This window comes from Pseudonocardia terrae (genome assembly GCF_021343995.1).
Classification (GTDB): domain Bacteria; phylum Actinomycetota; class Actinomycetes; order Mycobacteriales; family Pseudonocardiaceae; genus Pseudonocardia; species Pseudonocardia terrae.
The window spans coordinates 15,388-33,697 of record NZ_JAJTTE010000026.1; the positions used below are offsets into that span (position 1 = coordinate 15,388).

The window sequence follows — 18,310 nt, forward strand, 5'->3', positions numbered from 1 at the left end:
TTGCTGTCCGACACGGCCGCGAGCCTAGACGGGCCGGGGCCCGGGAACGTTCGTGCCGGTCTGCCCGTTGTCGGTGTGCACAACCCCCCGACAAGGAGAACCCGTGGACCTCGTGACCATCGTCCTGCTGCTCGCCGTGGTGGCGGGCGTCGTCTGGCTGGTCCGCAACCGGAACGCCGGACAGGCGCGCGAGCTCGAGGACGCCAAGGCCGACGCCCGCCGCTGGGTCGAGCGCCTCGGCGGCCAGGTGCTCAACCTCGTCGGGACCAACGAGGCGGCCAAGCAGGCCCTCGCCGACGCGTCCGAGCGGTACAACGCGGCCGGCTCCCAGCTGGATCAGGCCCGCACGCCCGCCCAGGCCCGGGGCGTCACCGAGACCGCCTACGAGGGCCTCTACTACGTCCGCGCGGCACGCACCGCGATGGACCTCGACCCCGGCCCCGAGCTGCCGCCGCTGCCCGGCCAGGCGCGTGCGGGGGCGGTGACCGAGGACCGCGAGGTCGACGTCGAGGGCCAGCAGTACAGCGCCTCGCCGAACCCCTCCGAGCGCAACGCGCACTACTACCCGGGCGGCAACGTCGCCGGGCGGCCGGTGCCCGCCGGCTGGTACAGCCAGCCGTGGTGGAAGCCGGCCCTGGTCGCGGGCGCCTGGGGCGTCGGCTCGGCCCTGCTGTTCAGCGCGATGTTCTCCGGCATGGCCGGCAGCGCCTACGCCGACGGCTACTCCGACGCCATGGCCGCGGACATGGCCGGTGGCGACGGCGGCGGAGACCTCGGGGGCGACCCCGGCGACATGGGCGGCGACATGGGCGGCGACATGGGCGGCGGCGACTTCGGGGACTTCGGCGGTTTCGACGGCGGCGGAGGTTTCGACTTCTGATCTTGCGGGTACCAGAACCTCAGTCAGACGTCCGGCCGGCTCGCCCGGCCCTCCCCCACTGACCGGCCCGGAGTGCTTCGTCCCGGGCCGGTCGTGCTTTTCCGGGTCCTTCTGCCGTATCTCCCGTCCCGCCGGAACGGTCTCCTGCGTGTCGACGACAGGAGGTCACCCATGGTCGCCCCGACGACGCCCGGTACGACGCCGACCACGACGAACGACGCCCCGGCGGTCGACGCCGTCGCCCGCCTCGGCCGGCTCGCCGACGGCTATCTCGTCACCGCCGCGCTGCACGTCGCGGCCGAGCTCGGGGTGGCCGACGTGCTCGCCCGCGGCGCCTGCGACGCCGAGGGGCTGGCCGCGGAGGTCGGCGCCCGACCCGGGCCGCTGCGCCGGGTGCTGCGTCTACTGGTCGCAGAGGGCGTGCTCGTCGAGTTCCCGGACGGCACGTTCTCGCTGACGCCGAGCGGGCGGCTGCTGCGCTCGGACGTCCCCGGTTCGCTCCGCGGCTCGATCCGCGCCCGCGGCGGCGTCTACGCGACGGCCGCTCCCGTGCTGGCCGACGCGGTGCGCGAGGGCGGCGTGGCCTTCGAGCGGGCCCGCGGTGAGCCCTTCTTCGAGCACCTCGCGCGGAACCCCGCCGAGCTCGCCGCGTTCCAGGCCAGCATGGTGGACCGGTCGGCGCGGGAGGCGGCCAACGTCCTCGCCGTCTACGACTTCGGCCGGTTCCGCAGGCTGGTCGACGTCGGCGGCGGCACCGGGATCCTGCTCTCCGCGATCCTCACCGCGACGCCCGGGCTGTCGGGTGTGCTCGTCGACCGCGCCGAGGTGGTGGCCTCGGCTCGGGTGCCGGAGGGCACCGAGGTCGTCGCCGGCGACTTCTTCGCCGGGGTCCCGGCCGGCGGCGACGCCTACCTGCTCTCCTGGATCCTGCACGACTGGGACGACGCCGACGCGCGCCGCATCCTGACCCGTTGCCGGGAGGCGATGGCGCCGGACGGGACGCTGCTGGTGGTCGACGCGGTGCTGCCGGAGCGGGCCGTGGACGGGCCCGCGGTCATCCGGCTCGACGTGACGATGCTGCTGCTCGCGACCGGGTGCGAGCGGACCGGGCTGGCGTTCGGGGAGCTGTTCGCCTCCGCCGGGTTCACCCTGCGCCGCATCATGCCGATGGCGTCGCCCATGGGGCTGGCCGTGCTGGAGGCGGTTCCCGCCTGAGTCATCTCGCCCGAGTCATCCCGACCGAGTCATCCCGCCTGGCAGGTGGGGCACCAGAACAGGTTGCGGGCGGCGTGGGTGGAGGTGCGCACCTCGGTGCCGCAGACCAGGCAGGGCATCCCGGCGCGGCGGTAGACGTAGACCTCGCCGCCGTGCCGGTCCTTCCGCGCGGCCTGCCCCTTGCGGCGCGGGTCGTGCTCGGGCCGCACGGTGTCGATCCGGCCGCGGCGCACGCCGTCCCGCATCAGGGCGACGAGGTCCGGGGCCATCGCGTCCCAGGTGCCGCGGTCGAGCGCCCGCCCGGGGATCTGCGGGTCCAGCCCGTGCCGGAAGAGCAGCTCCGCGCGGTAGACGTTGCCGACGCCGGCGAGCACCTTCTGGTCCATCAGCAGCGTGGCCAACGGCGACGAGCTCCGCGAGATCCGCTCCCACACCCGCTCGGCGTCGAAGTCGCGGCGCAGCGGGTCGGGCCCCAGCCGGTCCCGGATCGCCTTCACCTCGGCGCGGGTCAGCAGCTCGCAGGCGGTGGGTCCGCGCAGGTCGGCGAAGTGCGTCTCGCCGACGTACCGCAGCCGCAGCTGGCCGCGCGGCTCGGGGGCGGGCAGCTCGCCGTCGTCGAACGTGCCGTACAGGCCGAGGTGCACGTGCACCACCAGGTCCGGGCCGAACCGGTGGAACAGGTGCTTGCCGTGCGCCTCGGCGCGGGTCAGCACCTGGCCGTCGAGCAGCGCGGCGGAGTCGGCGAACCGGCCCTGCGGGCTGCTCACCGCCATCGGTCGCCTCGCGAACAGCGCCTGGTGGCGCCGCGCCAGCCGGTGCAGCGTGTGCCCTTCGGGCATCAGGCCTGCTCGGCGGTCGCGCCCGTCTGCTCGTAGGCGGCGAGCTGGTCGATGCGGCGCTGGTGCCGCTCGCCCTCGGAGAACGGGGTGGCGAGGAAGGCGTCGACGATCGCGAGCGCCTCCTCCTCGCTGTGCTGGCGGGCGCCGATCCCGACGACCTGGGCGTTGTTGTGCTCGCGGGCGAGCGTCGCCGTCTCGGTGTTCCACGCGAGGGCGGCGCGGATGCCCTTGACCTTGTTCGCCGCGATCTGCTCGCCGTTGCCGGAGCCGCCGATGACGACGCCCAGGCTGCCGGGGTCGCCAGCGACGCGGCGGGCCGTGTCGATGCAGAAGGCCGGGTAGTCGTCGTCCGGGTCGTAGGTCAGGGCACCGACGTCGACGACGTCGTGGCCCGCACCCTTGAGGTGCTCGGAGAGCCGGCCCTTCAGCTCGAAGCCGGCGTGGTCGCTGCCGAGGTAGACGCGCACGGCGAGAATCCTGCCTCATGAGCGGGATCGCCGGGGTGGACGGGGTGCCCGGGGGCTGGGTGGTGGTGCTCCTGCGCGGGCGCGCGCCGCGGTGGACGGTGCGCTGGGCCGTGGTGGCGAGCGCCGCCGAGGTGGTCGGCCTGACCGCGGGATGCGCGGCCGTGGGCGTCGACATCCCGCTCGCCCTGCCGGTCGACGGCACACCCCGGGAGTGCGACGTGCTGTGCGCCGTCCGGCTCGGCCGAGCGCGGTCCTCGGTGTTCCCGGCGCCGCCGCGGGAGGTGCTGCTGGAGCCGACGCACGAGGCGGCGGTGCGGCGGGCGCGGGAGCTGACCGGGCGCGGGATCAGCATCCAGACGTACAACATCCGCCGGCAGATCCTCTCGTGGGACGCCGTGCACCCGTTGCCGGACAACGTGATCGAGGTGCATCCGGAGCTGGCGCTCCGTGGGCTGGCGCCTGAGCTGGAGTTCGCGTCGAAGAAGACGGCGCGGGGTGCGGGCCAGCGCATCGCGGCGCTGAGCCGCTGGGTGGACCCGGCCCGGGCGCTGGCCGACCTCCCCGAGGGCGCCCGGCTCGACGACTGCCTCGACGCCCTCGCCGCCACCTGGTCCGCCGCCCGTTGGGCCGCCGGTACCGCCGCCGTCCTGGGCGGCAGGACCGGCGACCGGGGCCGGGTCATGCGGGTGGCCGTCTGACCCGCGGGATCGTCAGGCGGGGACCTTGTCGAGGAAGCCCAGGACCAGGGCGATCCGGCCGTCGGGGGCGAGGGTGACGGCGTCGGCGCCGATCACCGGCGGCTCCCCGGCGCCGTCCGGGCCCAGCCCCCACCGGAACCGGACGACGTCGTGGTGGGCGTCGGCCTCGCCCACCGGCCCGAACACGAAGCCCGGGAACTGACTGTGCACGCCGCCGATGAGCGCGGTGATGGCCTCGTGCCCGGTGACGTCGGCGAGCGGGTCGACGTAGCGGGCGTCCTCGGTGAACACCTCCGCGACGGCCGCGGCGCGGGCGGCCTCGTCGGTGGAGTTCCAGGCGGTCAGGTAGCGGTCGACGATGTCGGTGATGGTGTTCGTCATGGCACCGAGCCTGCTGTCCCGCGGGCGGCCGGTCGACGACGTCGGAGGTAATGCGATGGCGGCCCGGTCCGCCGGTAGGGTCCGGACCGTGGCGGCGGCGGGGATCGTGCTGGCCGGCGGGCGCTCGTCGCGGATGGGCCGGCCGAAGGCCTGGCTCGACTGGGACGGGACCACCCTGCTCGAGCGCGTGTGCGGGGTCGTGGGCGCGGTCGTCGACGGGCCGGTGGTCGTGGTGCGTGCGCCCAGCCAGGAGCTTCCTCCGCTGCCGGCCGGGATCGAGACGGCCGAGGACCCGGTCGAGGGGCGCGGGCCGCTGCAGGGGATCGCCGTCGGGCTGGCGGCCGTCGAGACCCGGGCCGAGGTCGCGTTCGTGGCCTCCGTCGACCTGCCCTTCCTGCACGAGGCCTACGTCCGGCGGGTGATCGCGCTGCTCGGCGAGCACGCCGTGCTGCTGCCGGTCGCGCACGGGCACCACCAGCCGCTCGCCGCGGCGTACCGCACCGCGCTCGCCCCGGTCGTCGCCGAGCTGATCGCGGACGGGCGCAGCCGCCCGCCGGACCTGTTCGCGGCGGTCGACGTACACCGCGCCGACGAGGCCGAGCTGCTGGCCGATCCCGTCCTGCGCGAGCGCGACCCGGAGCTCCGGGCGCTGGTGAACGTCAACACTCCCGAGGAGTACGCCTCGGCCCGAGCTCGGGTGCGATGACCTGGATCGAGGTCGGCGACGGTGTCCTGGCCCGCCGGCACGCCGAGCTCGACCTGACCACGGGTCTGGTCCTCGGCGCCGAGCGGGCACTGGTGATCGACACCCGGGGTGACCGCGAGCAGGGCGCCGAGCTGGCCGCCGCGGTGCGCGCGGTGACCCCGCTGCCGGTGACGGTCGTGCTCACCCACGCCCACTTCGACCACTGCTTCGGCACCGCCGCGTTCCTGCCCGCCCCGGTCCTCGCGCACCCCGCCTGCCGGGCCGCGCTGGAGCGCACCGGCGCCGTGCAGCGCGAGCGCTGGGTCGCGCACTACCGCAGTGCGGATGCTCGCGCGACGGCCGAGGCGCTGGAGGCGACCGATCCCGTCCCGCCCGATCCCGCACCGGCCACGCTGGACCTCGGCGGACGGGAGGTTGTACTGGTCGCGCCCGGGCCCGGTCACACCGACCACGACCTGGCCGTGCGCGTCCCCGACGCCGACGTGCTGTTCGCCGGTGACCTGTTGGAGTCCGGTGCGCCGCCGGACTACGAGGACGCCCACCCGCTGAGCTGGGCCGACGCCGTCGCCACGCTGCTCGCGCTCCACGCGGACACCTACGTTCCCGGCCACGGCGACCCCATGACACCTGCGCAGGCCCGCGCCCAGCACGACGAGCTGACGACGGTGGCCGCCCTCGCCCGCGCCGTCGCCGCCGGGGAGCTGACCGGCGCCGAGGCGCAGGCGCGCTCGCCCCACCCCGGCGTCCCCTGGCCCTAGGGTCCTCGTCCGTGAGCTTTTCGCAGGAGTTGCGCGAGTCCGGCCGGGAGACCTGGGAGGCCGCCGTCGGCCACCGGTTCGTCGAGGAGCTGTGGGCCGGGTCCGTCGCGCCCGACGTGCTGCGCCGCTACCTCGTGCAGGACTTCCAGTTCTGCGACGCCTTCCTGGCCCTGATGGGCGCGGCCGTCGCCACCTGCGACGATCCCGCCGCCCGGGTGGTGCACGCCCGTCAGGTCGGGCTGGTCGCCGGCGACGAGCACGACTACTTCCACCGCTCGTTCGACCTGCTCGGCGTGCCGGACGCCGACCGGACGGCCCCGGAGCGCGCCGCCCCGACCCGGGGCTTCCTCGAGCTGATGGACGGCGTCCGGGCCGACGCGAGCTACCCCGAGATCGTCACCGTGCTCCTCGTCGCGGAATGGATCTACCTCGACTGGGCATCCCGTCCCCGTGGACCGCTGCCGACCGACCCGATCGCCCGCGGATGGATCGACCTGCACCGCGGCCCCGAGTTCGAGGCCTGGGTCGGGTTCCTGCGCGCCGAGCTGGACCGCTCCGCGCCGCAGGCCCGGGACCCGCGCCGCCTCGCCCGGCACTTCGCCGAGGCCGTGGACCTCGAGCTCGCCTTCTTCGAGGCCGCCTACACCGCCGGGTGAGCACGGACGGGCGAAGAGCGCCGCCCGCGGGCTATCCGCCCGTAACAATCGCCCCCTAGCGTCACCCGCATGAGTGGCGGCGGGAAACCCCTTCTCGGGGTCGAGGAGGAGTTCCACGTCGTCGACCTCGAGACGCGGCGCGCCGCGCCCCGGGTCGACGCCCTCCTCCCCCGGCTGGACGGGGCCGAGTTCGCGCGGGAGCTGCAGCGCTCGCTGGTCGAGACCAACACGCCGGTCTGCGAGACCCTCGACGACCTGGGCGGGCACCTGCGGCGGCTGCGGCGGAAGCTGGAGAGCGTCGCCGAGCCGCACGGGCTGGGGATCGTCGCGGCCGGCACCGTCCCGCTCGTCGACCTGACCGGCGACGACATCTCCGCCGGGGCCCGATACGAGAAGATGCAGCACGAGTACCAGATGCTCGTGCGCGAGCAGCACATCTGCGGCGCCCAGGTGCACGTCGACGTACCGGACCGGGACACCGCGGTGCAGGTCGTCCGGCGCGTGGCCCCCTACCTGCACATCCTGCTCGCGCTGTCGGCCAGCTCGCCGTACTGGCGCGGCAACGACACCGGCTACGCGAGCTACCGCAGCATGGTCTGGTCGCGCTGGCCGACCTCCGGGCCGCCGGCGATGGTCGAGACCGCCGCCGAGTACGACGCGATGGTCCGGGAGCTGATCGCGTCGGGCACGATCAGCGACCCCGGGATGCTCTACTTCGACATCCGGCCGAGCGCGCACGTGCCGACGGTCGAGCTGCGGGTGTGCGACGCCTGCCCCGAGGTCGACGACGTCGTCCTCATCGCCGGGTTGTTCCGCGCCCTGGTGTGCCGGGCCCGCCAGGACCTGGACGCGGGCGTCCCGCTGCCGACCAGCCGGCAGGAGCTGCTGCGCTCGGCGGGCTGGCGGGCCGCGCGGTCGGGGCTGGAGGGCGACCTGGTCGACCTGGTGGGCCCCTCGCTCGTCTCGCCCCCGCTGCTGATCGGGCAGCTCGTGGGCATGCTGCGCCCGCAGCTGGAGGAGCTCGGCGACTGGGAGCAGGTCCTCGCGCTGTCCCAGGCCACGTTGGAGCGCGGCAGCGGCGCGGCCCGGCAACGCCGGATGTTCGGCCGCCGCGGCGAGCTGACCGACGTCGTCGACGCCCTCGTCGCGAACACCCAGGGCCGGCAGCTGTCGATCGAGCCGCCGGTCGAGGTGCCGCTCGCCCGCGAGCTGCTCGCCGACTACCGGCCGGGCGCCTTCGACGAGGCCGTCAGCAACGGCGGCACCGTCCTGCCGCAGTACGGCTGGATGTTCCGGGCGCTGGAACGCCTGGGGCCGCGCGGGATGGTCGCCGCGGAGTCCGCGCTGGCGACCGAGCAGCGGGCGCGCGGGGTGACCTTCGGCCCCGAGGACGGCACGGCGGAGAGCCGGCTCTTCCCGCTGGACCTGGTGCCGCGGATCGTGAGCGCCGAGGACTGGCACGCCCTCGAGGCGGGGCTCGCGCAGCGGGTGCGGGCGCTGGAGCTGTTCGTCCGCGACGTCTACGGCGCACGCCGCATCGTGCACGACGGGGTCGTCCCCGCCGCCGTGGTCGACGGCGCGCCCGGCCGCAACCGCGGGGGCGAGATCGTGCCCGGCGACGTCGTGCGGATCGCCGTGGCCGGCATCGACCTGGTCCGCGACGCGCCCGACCACTGGCTGGTGCTCGAGGACAACCTGCGCGTGCCGTCGGGCATCGGCTACTCGATCATGAGCCGCCGGCTGGTCCGCAGCGTGATGAGCGACCTGGAGCCGCCCACGGGCGTCGTCGGGCTGGAGGACGTGCCCGGGCGGCTGCGGGCCGCGCTGCTCTCGGCGACCGACTCGGGGAGCCCGGGAGCCGACGAGGTGGCGCTGCTGTCGTCGGGCCCCTCGGACTCGGCCTTCTTCGAGCACCGGCTGCTCGCCGAGCGGATGGGCGTGCCGGTGGTGACGCCGCGGGACCTGCAGGTCACCGACGACGGCGTCTACCTGGTCACGACGGGCGGGAAGCGGCGGCTCTCCGCGCTCTACCGTCGGATGGACGAGAAGGACCTGATGAGCTCCCGGGGCGCCGACATGCGGCCGATCGGGCGCGCGCTGGCCTCCGCGGTGTCCCGGGGCCGGGTCGCGCTGCTCAACGCGCTGGGCAACGGCGTGGCCGACGACAAGCTCGTCTACGCCTACGTCCCCGACATGATCACCTACTACCTCGACGAGGCGCCGCTGCTGGACAGCGTGCCCACCTACCCGTGCGTCGACGACGAGCGGCGCGCCGAGGTACTCGACCGGCTCCACGAGCTCGTGCTCAAACCCGTCGACGGCTACGGCGGCAGCGGGATCGTGATCGGCCCGCACGCGGAGCGCTCGGAGCTCACGGAGGTGGAGAAGCTGATCCGGGCCGAGCCGGCCGCGTGGGTGGCCCAGGACATGGTGTCGCTGTCCACCCACCCGACCTTCTCCGGGAACCGGCTGGAGCCGCGGGCCGTCGACCTGCGGGCCTTCGTGTTCCAGAGCCAGTACGGGGGCCGGGCGCACCTCGACGTCGTCCCCGCGGCGCTCTCACGGGTCGCGCCGCCCGGCAGCCTGATCGTCAACTCGTCGCGCGGCGGCGGCGCCAAGGACACCTGGATCCTGCGGTAGTCAGCAGTGGGAGGGAGCCACATGTGCGGAATCGCCGGTGAGATGCGGTTCGACGGCGGGCCGGCCGACCCGGCCGTCGCCGCCCGGATCGTCAAGGCGATGGAGCGCCGCGGCCCGGACGGGACGGGGGTGCACGCGGCCGGCCCGGTCGCGCTGGGCCACCGGCGGCTGAAGATCATCGACCTGTCCGAGCGGGGCGCCCAGCCGATGGTCGACTCCGCGCTCGGGCTGGCCGTGGTGTTCAACGGCTGCATCTACAACTACAAGGACCTGCGCCGGGAGCTCGAGGCGGCGGGCCACCGCTTCTTCTCCGACTCCGACACCGAGACGGTGCTCAAGGCGTACGCGCACTGGGGTCCGGAGTGCGTGGAGCACTTCGTCGGGATGTTCGCGTTCGCCGTGGCCGAGCGGGACAGCGGGCGGCTGGTGCTCGGCCGCGACCGGCTGGGGATCAAGCCGCTGTACCTGACCGAAGGGCCGGACGTGGTGCGGTTCGCCTCGTCGCTGCCGGCGCTGCTGGAGGCCGGGGGCGTCGACACCTCGCTCGACCCGGTCGCGCTGCACCACTACATGACCTTCCACTCGGTGGTACCGGCCCCGCGGACGATCCTCGCCGGGGTCGGCAAGCTGCCGCCCGCCACCGTCCGGACCTACGAGCCCGACGGCCGCCACGCCGACCGCGTGTACTGGCGCCCGGTGCACGAACGCCGCCCCGAGCTGGGCATCACGGACTGGAAGGAGGCCGTGCTCGACACCCTGCGCACGGCCGTGCGGCGCCGGATGGTCGCCGACGTGCCGGTCGGCGTGCTGCTCTCCGGCGGGCTGGACTCGTCGCTGATCGTGGCCCTGCTGGCGCAGGAGGGGCAGACCGGACTGAAGACCTTCTCGGTCGGCTTCCACGCCGCCGGCGGCGAGAAGGGCGACGAGTTCGAGTTCTCCGACATCGTGGCGAAGGAGTTCGCCACCGACCACCAGCAGATCCTCGTCGACCCGGCCCGGATGCTGCCGGCCGTCGACGAGACCATCACGGCGATGGCCGAGCCGATGGTCAGCCACGACTGCGTGGCCTTCTACCTGCTGTCCGAGCAGGTGTCGAAGTCCGTGACCGTGGTGCAGTCCGGCCAGGGCGCCGACGAGGTGTTCGCCGGCTACGACTGGTACCCGCCGCTGCGCGACACCCCCCGTGACCAGGCCGTACAGGCCTACGAAGCCGTGTTCACCGACCGTCCGCACGCCGAGCTGGCCGACATCCTCGAGCCCGAGTGGCTGCTCGACCACGACCCCAGCCGGGCCTTCGTCGCAGAGCACTTCGCGATGCCGGGTGCCGACGAGACGGTGGACGCCGCACTGAGGCTGGACAGCACGATCATGCTCGTGGACGATCCGGTCAAGCGCGTCGACAACATGACGATGGCCTGGGGACTCGAGGCACGCGTGCCGTTCCTGGACCACGAGCTCGTCGAGCTCGCGGCGGCGTGCCCACCAGAACTGAAGCTCGCGCTCGGCGGCAAGGGCATCCTCAAGGAGGCGGCCCGCGGCGTCGTCCCGGACGAGGTGATCGACCGGCCCAAGGGGTATTTCCCCGTGCCCGCGATCCGTCACCTGGAAGGACCGTTCCTGGAGCGGGTGCGCGACGCCGTCACGGACCCGGTCGCGAAGGCACGGGGCCTGATCCGGGGCGGGTGGCTCGACCGTATGCTCGCGGATCCGAACACACAGCGCACCAACCTGGGCTCGAACGCCTTGTGGCAGGTGGCACTGCTGGAGATGTGGTTACAGGAGAGGGGGATCTAGCTCATGAACGGTGTCAACGTGGATACCTTCACCGACCGGCGGCGCGCGCAGCTGGCCGGTGAGCTGGACGAACGCCTCTTCACCCCCGCGTACCGCTCCGCGCTGCCCTCGCCCGACGGCACGCTGCTGGCCTGGATCTCCGACCGCGACGGGCGCCCGCGCGCCTACGTCGGCCCCATGCCGGCGGGCGAGCGGCCCGCCGAGCAGCCCGCCGCGCCGCTGGACACCGAGGTGGACCCGGCCGTGGCGTGCGACGTCAAGGCGCTGAGCTGGTCCCCGGACGGCACCTTCGTGGCCTGTGAGGTGGCCCCCGGCGGCGGCGAGCGGACCCGGGTCCTGCTGCTGTCCCCCGACGGCGCCGAGCGGCGCGAGATTGCCGCCGGCTCCTCCGCCGTCACCCTCGGGGCGTGGTCCCCGACCGGCCGGCAGCTCGGCGTCACCATCTACTCGGACCGCGCCGCCGGCGGCGACGGGTCCGGCACGGCCTGCCTCGTCGACGTCCGGGACGGCTCCTCGATCGTCCTCGGCTCCGGCCCGTCGGCCGCGGTCTGCGCGGTCACCCGGGACGGCCGGCGCGCCGTGCTGCGCACCGGGCGTCGCGGGGCCCGCACCCTCGAGCTCATCGACCTGTGGACCGGGCGCCGCACCGACCTGCTGCCCGGGCACGACGCCACGGTGGCCGACGTGCGCTTCGGCGTCACGGGCGGCGTGCTCTACCTGCACACTGACGCGGGCCGGGACCGTCCCGCGCTGCTCGCGTGCTCGATCGGCGACGACGCCTCCGGCGGGGAGGTCTCCCTCGCGTGGGAGGTCGCCTGCAGAGGACACGACGACCTCGACCAGGTCGCCCTCGACCCGGCCGGGGCCCGCGCCGCGCTCGTCTGGAACGTCGACGGCCGCTCCGAGCTCGAGCTCGTCGACCTGCGCACCGGGCTCACCGACCCGGTGCCCGACCACCCCGGCGACGTCGTGACGGGGCTGGCGTTCACCCGCGACGGCCAGGCGCTGCTGGTCGGCAGCGAAGGGCCGGCGGTGCCGCCGCACGTCGCCCGGATCGCGCTCGACGTCCCCCTCGCCGAGCCCACCCCGCTGCTCCCCGACACCTTCGACGCGCTCGAGCAGCTCGTCGACCCCACGCTGCACGAGTTCCGCGCCGAGGACGGGCTGACCCTGACCGGTTGGCTGTTCCGCCCGCGCGGCGGGTTCGGCGCCGCCCCGACCCTGGTGTGGCTGCACGGCGGGCCGGAGGCGCAGGAGCGCCCCGTCTTCCAGCCGCTGTTCCAGGCGCTCGTCGCCGCGGGCGTGCAGGTCTTCGCGCCCAACGTGCGGGGCTCGGCCGGGTTCGGGCGCGTGTTCTCGCAGGCCGACGACCTGGACCGGCGCTTCACCGCCATCACGGACGTGCGGGCGGCGGTCGGCTTCCTCACGTCCTCGGGCGTCGCCGACCCGGACCGCATTGGCGTCTCCGGGCGTTCCTACGGCGGCTACCTCACGCTCGTCGCGCTCGCGTGGTTCCCCGAGCTGTTCGCGGTGGGCGTCGACGTGTGCGGCATGTCCGACCTGCAGACCTTCTACTCCGACACCGAGCCGTGGATCGCCGCCGCCGCGACCACCAAGTACGGCGACCCGGAGCGGGACCCGGAGCTGCTGCGCGCGCTCTCCCCCATCCACAGCGCCGACCGGATCAGCGCGCCCCTGATGGTCGTGCACGGGGCGTACGACACGAACGTCCCGCTGGGCGAGGCCGAGCAGATCGTCGCGGCGCTGCGGGCCCGCGGGGCGGCCCCGAACTTCCTCCTGTTCGACGACGAGGGCCACGAGACCCACGCCGTCGCCAACCGCGCGGAGTTCACCGCCGAGGTGGTGCGGTGGGTGACGGGCCACCTCACGGAGCCCGCCTCCCGGACGGCGTGAGGTGGGAGCCCGCTGGGCTTCGCACGATCGACGCGCTGGGCCGCCCACGATCGACCCGGCTGGCTCGCATGCTTGCTCCGGCTGGCTCCCATGATCGATCCGAGCGGTGCGGGAGCGCTGCGCGGGGAGCGGTTCTGTAGCGCTCACATGAGGAGCGGCCACGCCGTAGCGCTCGCATCGAGGGCAACCACATGGTCAGTGTGACGGTCACAGGAACGCTGTCGGACGAGCCGCAGCGTGACGCTCGCTTCGAGGGCGACCACATGATCAGTGTGACGGTCACAGGAACGCTGTCGGACGAGCCGTAGCGTGACGCTCGCAGTGATCATGAACGCCGCGTCGGGCCTGATCGTTCCGAGTGGTACGGGGGCGCTGGCCGGCGAGCCGCAGCGTGACGCTCGCGCTGATCATGAGCGCGGCGTCGAGCATGATCATTGCGAGTGGTACAGGAGTGCTGGTCGGCCAGCTGCTACGTGACGCTCGCGCTGATCATGAGCGCGCGTCGGGCGTGATCGTTTCGAGTGGTACAGGAGCGCTGGCCGGCGAGCCGCAGCGTGACGCTCGTAATGATCACGGACGCGAGGTCTCAGCATGACCATTGCGAGTGGTACAGGAGTGCTGGTCGGCCAGCTGCTACGTGACGCTCGCGGTGATCATGAGCGAGTTGGGCATGATCGTTCCGAGCGTTACAGGAGCGCGGGCCCGCGAGCTGCTGCGTGACGCTCGCCGTGATCATGGGCGGGTGCCCTCTGCATGATCGTTGCGAGCGGTACGGGAGCGCTGCTCAAGGAGCCGCCCGGTACCGCTCGGAGTGATCATGGTCAAACCGACCTGTCCAAGGCGCATCCAGGGCAACATCGCTGTGAGCGACCAGCCTGTACGCGTTCCCTGTATGCGTTGTGGAGCCATAACGCTGTCAACGACCGCTCCACGCCGCGTTGTGGAGCCATAACGCTGCCAGCGACCGGTCTTTCGCGTTGGGGGCCAGGAGGCGTGTTGAGACGCCGGCGACTCCGAGAGAGCGGGACGTGGTCAGGCGCGGGAGAAGGACTGGATGAGTTGGTTGCCGTCGCTGCCCGTGCCGACCCGGAAGGTGTAGGGCTCGCTGGTGGTGGAGCCGTCGTTGCGGGTGAAGACGATGGTGCCCAGGACCTGGCCCTGGCCCGTGGACCGGGCGTTCTGGATCTGCACCTCGCTCATGCCGCCGTAGAAGCGGCGGAAGCTGTCGATCCCGCCCGAGGCGGCCTGGGCCTGCGACCCGAGCAGCGCGAAGGCGGCGTCGGGGTTGTCGGGCAGGAGGCTGTAGTAGCGCTGCACGAAGGACACGGCGTCGGTGTCGGAGGCCGCGCTGGTCGACGGCGAGGGCGACGGCGAGGGCGTGGTCGTGCGCGGGGTCGACGTGGGCGGGGTGGTCTGCGTCGGCGACGGGGTGGTCGTCGGCGCGGCGATCGGTGGGGCGGTCGCTCCGCCGCTCTGGTCGCCGTTGTCGGCCCCGCGGATCGCGCCGATCGCGACGCCGACGCCCACGACCAGCAGCACGAGGGCGAGGATGACGAACGGCAGCAGCCGCCGCCCGCGCGGCTTGCCGCCGGCGGGCGGCCGCTCGGACCCGGGTGGCACGACGACCGGCGGCGCCGGCATGTCCGTGAGCGTGCGCGGACCGGACTTGCGCGCGGCGGCGGGCTGCGGCGTCGGCATCACGCGAGTGGTGATCGGCGGGGCCGCGGCCGACCCGGCCGTCGAGGCCCCGCCCGCGATCGCGGCCAGTGCGTCGCGGGCCTGCGCGGCGGTGGGCCGGTCGGTGGGCTCGTTCGACAGCAGGCGCATCAGCAGCGCGGTCAGCGGGCCCGCGTTCTCCGGGGGCCGGACGGCGCCGGTGGCGACCTTGTGGAGCAGGGCGTAGGCGTTGTCGTCGAGCCCGAAGGGGGGCTCGCCCTCGACCGCGGCGTAGAGGGTGGCGCCGAGGGCGAAGACGTCGGACGCCGAGGTCGGCTCCTGCCCGCGCGCCACCTCCGGCGCGAGGAAGGCCGGGGTGCCGGCGATCATGCCGGTGCGAGTGAGCTGGACGTCGTCGACCGCGCGCGAGACGCCGAAGTCGGTGATCTTGGCGCGGCCGTCCTCGGCGATCAGGACGTTGCCGGGCTTGATGTCACGGTGCACCACCCCGGCGGCGTGCGCGGCCGCCAGCCCGTCGGCGACCTGGAGGCCGATCGCCGCGACCTCGCGCGGCCCCATCGGGCCCTTCTCCCCCAACACCACCGCGAGGGAGCGCGAGGGGAGGTACTCCATGACCAGCCAGGGCCGCTCGTCGTGCACCACGACGTCGAACATGCTGATGACGTGCGCGTGCTGCAGCCGCGCCCCGATCCGGCCCTCGCGCAGCAGGCGCTGGCGGGACTCCTCGGCGGCGTCGGCCCCGTTGCCGCTGACCGGCGCGGCCGCCGCGATCAGCTCCTTGACGGCGACGGTCCGGTTCAGCAGCTCGTCGGTTCCCCGCCACACGGCGCCCATCGCCCCGATACCGATGCGTTCCTCGAGCCGGTAGCGGTTCCCGATGCGCGGGGCGTCGGGCTCGGGCGGGGTCATGACCGTCAAGGGTAGGCACTCCGCGCGCGCGAGGTGCCGGGAGGTCGGGTCAGACGGGGCTCCCCCGCCAGGGTGACACGTGACGACGGGTGATCGCACGGAGGGTCGAACCAGGCCTCTCCGGGGTCACCCGGGTGGCCGAGCGGCACGAGTATCACCTGCCGCTCATCGCGGCAGGCCGAGCTTGCGGGCGCAGGCGGGCCAGGAGCCGTAGCCGTCGCGCCGGTCCCGGACCTTCTCCGCGATCTCGATCTGCTGCTCCTTGGTGGCCTGGTCGGCGCGCGGCGCGTACTTCGTGCCGCCGAAGTCCGACCAGGTGCCCGAGTCGAACTGGAGGCCGCCGTAGTAGCCGTTGCCGGTGTTGATGCCCCAGTTCCCGGAGGACTCGCACGCGGCCAGGCTGTCCCAGGTGCCCGAGGTCGGTGCGGCCGGCGTCTCGGGCTTCTCGGGCTTCTCCGGCTCGGCAGGCTTCGGCTGCTCGTCGGGTTTGGCAGACTCGGCGGGCTTCTCGGGCTCGGGCTTCTCCGGCTCGGCCGGTTTCTCCGGCCCGGCAGGCTTCTCGTCGGGGCGCTCCTCGGGCCGCCCCGCGCGGGCGGGTTCGGGAGCGGGGTCCTCGGTCCGGTCGGAGTCCTGCACGGACCGGTCGTCCGCGGGCTTCGAGCCTGCGGGTCTGCCGCCGCCCGTGTGGCTGCCGGACCGGTCACGAGCGGACCGCTGCGCGTCGTCGGCCCCGTCACCGGTCCCGCTCGGGCGACGGGTCTCGTCGCCGCGCACCTCGGCGCCGTCGGTGCCGTCGGGGTCCGGCCCGTCGCCGTCGGAGATGCCGGAGATGTCGGGGAGCATCGCGAAGCCGGGGTCCTCGAGGACCTCGGCGCCTGGCGCGCCATAGACTGCTGCCTCGTCGTCGAGGACGAGGACCCAGTCCCGCTCGTCGCCGGTGGCCGCGGGGGCCTCGAACGCCGCCTTGCCGGTCGCCTCGACCGGTTCCTCCACCTCCAGCACCTCGCCGGTCCGCGGGTCGACCCACGAGGCCCGGACCCGCTCCGCCGTGAGCATGTCGAGGTCCACGGTGACGTCCTCGCCCTCCGGCGTGTACGCGACGAGGAACGATCCGTCCGAGGCGACGGCGGCCGAGACCCGCGCTTCGCCCGTGGAACCGCTGCCGGCCAACGCCCCGTCGGCCGGTTCCAGCAGGCGGTAGGGCCGCGACTCCAGGACGCGCTTGAGGACGCCGAGCTGGGCGCCGCCGTCGGTCTCCACCGCCTCGGTCCAGCCCGGCCCGAAGTCGGAGACGGCCGAGTCGGCGTAGGTCGCGCCGCTCGCGCCGCCGAGTGCCGCGCGCCACGCCTCGGCCCGGACGTCGTGGTCGGTCGTCGCGCCGGCCCCGCAGTCCTGGCCCTCGGTGGGCGGGGTGGCGTCGAGCAGCGGTTTCTCGCTCCCCGCCGCCGCGGCCCGCGCGTCGGCCCGCGACGCGGACGACGCGCAGCTGCCGCTCGCCGCGGAGGTCACGTCCGCAGAGGCGGCCGAGTCTGCCCCGGACGAGCCCGCCTCCGTGGAGGCTCGCGCAGGGCCGACCCGCGCCGAACCCGCCCGCTCAGCGTCCGCACCCGGCGAATCTGCCTCCGCAGACTCCGCCTCCGCAGACTCCGCCTCCGCAGACTCCGCCTCCGCCGAGTCCGCTTCGGTGGAATCGACTGGAACAGGCCCCGCCGGCGCGGCGTCCGACTCCTGCCGTTCCACCCCGGCCGAGCCGTCGCCGAGCCCGCTCGCCGCCCCCTCCCCGTCGGGCGCGGCTTCGGCCGCGACGTCGGGAGCACCGCCTTCCTCGACGAGCTCGTTGCCGAAACCGCCCTCGGGCTCGCCCTCGAGGTCGAGATCGAGATCAGCGGCGTCGGCCGGGGGCCCTCCCGCAGCGGAGCCGGCAGCCGAGGCTCCTGCCCCGGCCGAGCCACCGTGCGCGCCCGAACCGCCCGAGCCGCCGAGGCCGCCAGAGCCGCCCGCTCCCCCGCCGCCCGCACCCCCACCTTCGGAAGCCCCCCTCGGCAGATGCGCCACCGGTGCGTCGCTCCCACCCTCCCGCAACCCCGCGACCAGCTCCGACCAGATCCCCTCGTGCCCGCCCTCGTCGTCGCCCCCGGTCAGCCAGACGACGGAGGCGTCGCCGTAGCGCGCGCCGAGGAAGCTCCCGTACTCCCGCGCGCTGCGCTCCGTGACCAGGGTGCCGGCGAGCCCGTCGCTCCACACCGGGGCCAGGGCCAGCGTGACGCCCTTGTCGGCGGCCGAGCGGACGAGCCCGTCGACGTGCTCCCAGTAGGCCTCGGTCGGGGCGCCGAGGTGCCCCGCGAAGGCCGCGTTCCCGTCCTGGTCGCGCGGCGCGCCGGGGCGCACGAGGGCGGTCCGGACGACGGTGAAGCCCTGATCGGCCCGCGCGCCGAGGTAGTCGGCGGCCCGGTCCCCGTCGAGCGCGGTGACGAGGCCCCACGCCGTGTCTGCGAGCCAGTAGAAGGGCGTGCCGTCCGGCCGGGAGAACCAGCGCCCGTCGACCCGCACCCCGCCCTCCGGGGCCGCCTCCCGAACCACAGCCGCGACGAGCACGCCCGCCAGCACGACGACCACCGCCAGCGCCGCACCCAGCGCCCGTCCGTAACCACCCACGCGTCGCACGCTCGCAGCGCGACCCGGACGCGCGGGGCGGAACGGATCATCCCGTCACGATCGTGAACGCCTCGCCCGCGATCCGGCAGATGTCGGGCGCAGACGACCTGCGGGAACGGGG

The 18,310-nt window shown here is 74.4% G+C and carries 15 protein-coding genes; 10 read left to right on the forward strand and 5 right to left on the reverse strand.

Features of this window, described 5'->3' with window-relative positions:
• The first annotated feature begins 103 nt into the window (after positions 1–103).
• Both LWC33_RS18430 and LWC33_RS18435 read left to right on the forward strand, forming a co-directional pair.
• Complete coding sequence (locus LWC33_RS18430; protein WP_233305643.1) at positions 104–880, forward strand: hypothetical protein; 777 nt, start codon at positions 104–106, stop codon at positions 878–880.
• A gap of 171 nt (positions 881–1,051) precedes the next feature.
• Complete coding sequence (locus LWC33_RS18435) at positions 1,052–2,095, forward strand: methyltransferase (RefSeq protein WP_233305644.1); 1,044 nt, start codon at positions 1,052–1,054, stop codon at positions 2,093–2,095.
• A gap of 29 nt (positions 2,096–2,124) precedes the next feature.
• Here LWC33_RS18435 and LWC33_RS18440 read toward each other — a convergent pair whose 3' ends face one another.
• Both LWC33_RS18440 and LWC33_RS18445 read right to left on the reverse strand, forming a co-directional pair.
• Positions 2,125–2,934: an Fpg/Nei family DNA glycosylase gene (locus tag LWC33_RS18440; RefSeq protein ID WP_233305645.1), complete on the reverse strand. Its 810-nt coding sequence runs from the start codon at positions 2,932–2,934 to the stop codon at positions 2,125–2,127.
• A complete protein-coding gene (locus tag LWC33_RS18445) occupies positions 2,934–3,401 on the reverse strand; it encodes a ribose-5-phosphate isomerase (protein ID WP_233305646.1) in 468 nt (155 codons plus the stop codon). The genes LWC33_RS18440 and LWC33_RS18445 overlap by 1 nt, the downstream gene beginning before the upstream one ends.
• A 17-nt stretch (positions 3,402–3,418) precedes the next feature.
• Here LWC33_RS18445 and LWC33_RS18450 point away from each other — a divergent pair, with 17 nt between their 5' ends.
• Positions 3,419–4,099, forward strand: a complete 681-nt coding sequence (locus LWC33_RS18450) for a DUF429 domain-containing protein (protein ID WP_233305647.1) — start codon at positions 3,419–3,421, stop codon at positions 4,097–4,099.
• Positions 4,100–4,111: 12 nt separating this feature from the next.
• On the opposite strand, the gene LWC33_RS18455 is transcribed toward LWC33_RS18450, so the two are convergent.
• Positions 4,112–4,480, reverse strand: a complete 369-nt coding sequence (locus LWC33_RS18455; protein WP_233305648.1) for a nuclear transport factor 2 family protein — start codon at positions 4,478–4,480, stop codon at positions 4,112–4,114.
• On the opposite strand from LWC33_RS18455, the gene mobA reads away from it, so the two are divergent.
• From mobA to LWC33_RS18490, 7 genes are all read left to right on the forward strand, one after another.
• Positions 4,479–5,186 (forward strand): molybdenum cofactor guanylyltransferase, encoded by a 708-nt coding sequence (gene mobA / locus LWC33_RS18460; RefSeq protein ID WP_233305649.1) that lies wholly within the window; start codon positions 4,479–4,481, stop codon positions 5,184–5,186. The genes LWC33_RS18455 and mobA overlap by 2 nt on opposite strands.
• A complete protein-coding gene (locus tag LWC33_RS18465; RefSeq protein WP_233305650.1) occupies positions 5,183–5,944 on the forward strand; it encodes an MBL fold metallo-hydrolase in 762 nt (253 codons plus the stop codon). Before mobA ends, LWC33_RS18465 begins: the two co-directional genes overlap by 4 nt.
• An 11-nt stretch (positions 5,945–5,955) precedes the next feature.
• Positions 5,956–6,600 carry a TenA family protein gene (locus tag LWC33_RS18470; protein ID WP_233305651.1) on the forward strand — a complete coding sequence of 215 codons (645 nt, stop codon included), beginning with the start codon at positions 5,956–5,958 and terminating at the stop codon, positions 6,598–6,600.
• A gap of 69 nt (positions 6,601–6,669) precedes the next feature.
• Complete coding sequence (locus LWC33_RS18475; RefSeq protein WP_233305652.1) at positions 6,670–9,240, forward strand: carboxylate--amine ligase/circularly permuted type 2 ATP-grasp protein; 2,571 nt, start codon at positions 6,670–6,672, stop codon at positions 9,238–9,240.
• A gap of 21 nt (positions 9,241–9,261) precedes the next feature.
• Positions 9,262–11,034 carry an N-acetylglutaminylglutamine amidotransferase gene (locus LWC33_RS18480; protein WP_233305653.1) on the forward strand — a complete coding sequence of 591 codons (1,773 nt, stop codon included), beginning with the start codon at positions 9,262–9,264 and terminating at the stop codon, positions 11,032–11,034.
• A gap of 3 nt (positions 11,035–11,037) precedes the next feature.
• Positions 11,038–12,948 carry a prolyl oligopeptidase family serine peptidase gene (locus LWC33_RS18485; protein ID WP_233305654.1) on the forward strand — a complete coding sequence of 637 codons (1,911 nt, stop codon included), beginning with the start codon at positions 11,038–11,040 and terminating at the stop codon, positions 12,946–12,948.
• A 391-nt stretch (positions 12,949–13,339) separates the two neighbouring features.
• Positions 13,340–13,543, forward strand: coding sequence for a hypothetical protein (locus tag LWC33_RS18490; protein WP_233305655.1), 204 nt, complete (start codon positions 13,340–13,342; stop codon positions 13,541–13,543).
• 437 nt (positions 13,544–13,980) lie between these two features.
• Here LWC33_RS18490 and LWC33_RS18495 read toward each other — a convergent pair whose 3' ends face one another.
• Both LWC33_RS18495 and LWC33_RS18505 read right to left on the reverse strand, forming a co-directional pair.
• Complete coding sequence (locus LWC33_RS18495) at positions 13,981–15,534, reverse strand: serine/threonine-protein kinase (protein ID WP_233305656.1); 1,554 nt, start codon at positions 15,532–15,534, stop codon at positions 13,981–13,983.
• Positions 15,535–15,699: 165 nt separating this feature from the next.
• Positions 15,700–18,189 (reverse strand): apiosidase-like domain-containing protein, encoded by a 2,490-nt coding sequence (locus LWC33_RS18505; protein ID WP_372476629.1) that lies wholly within the window; start codon positions 18,187–18,189, stop codon positions 15,700–15,702.
• Positions 18,190–18,310 lie beyond the last annotated feature (121 nt).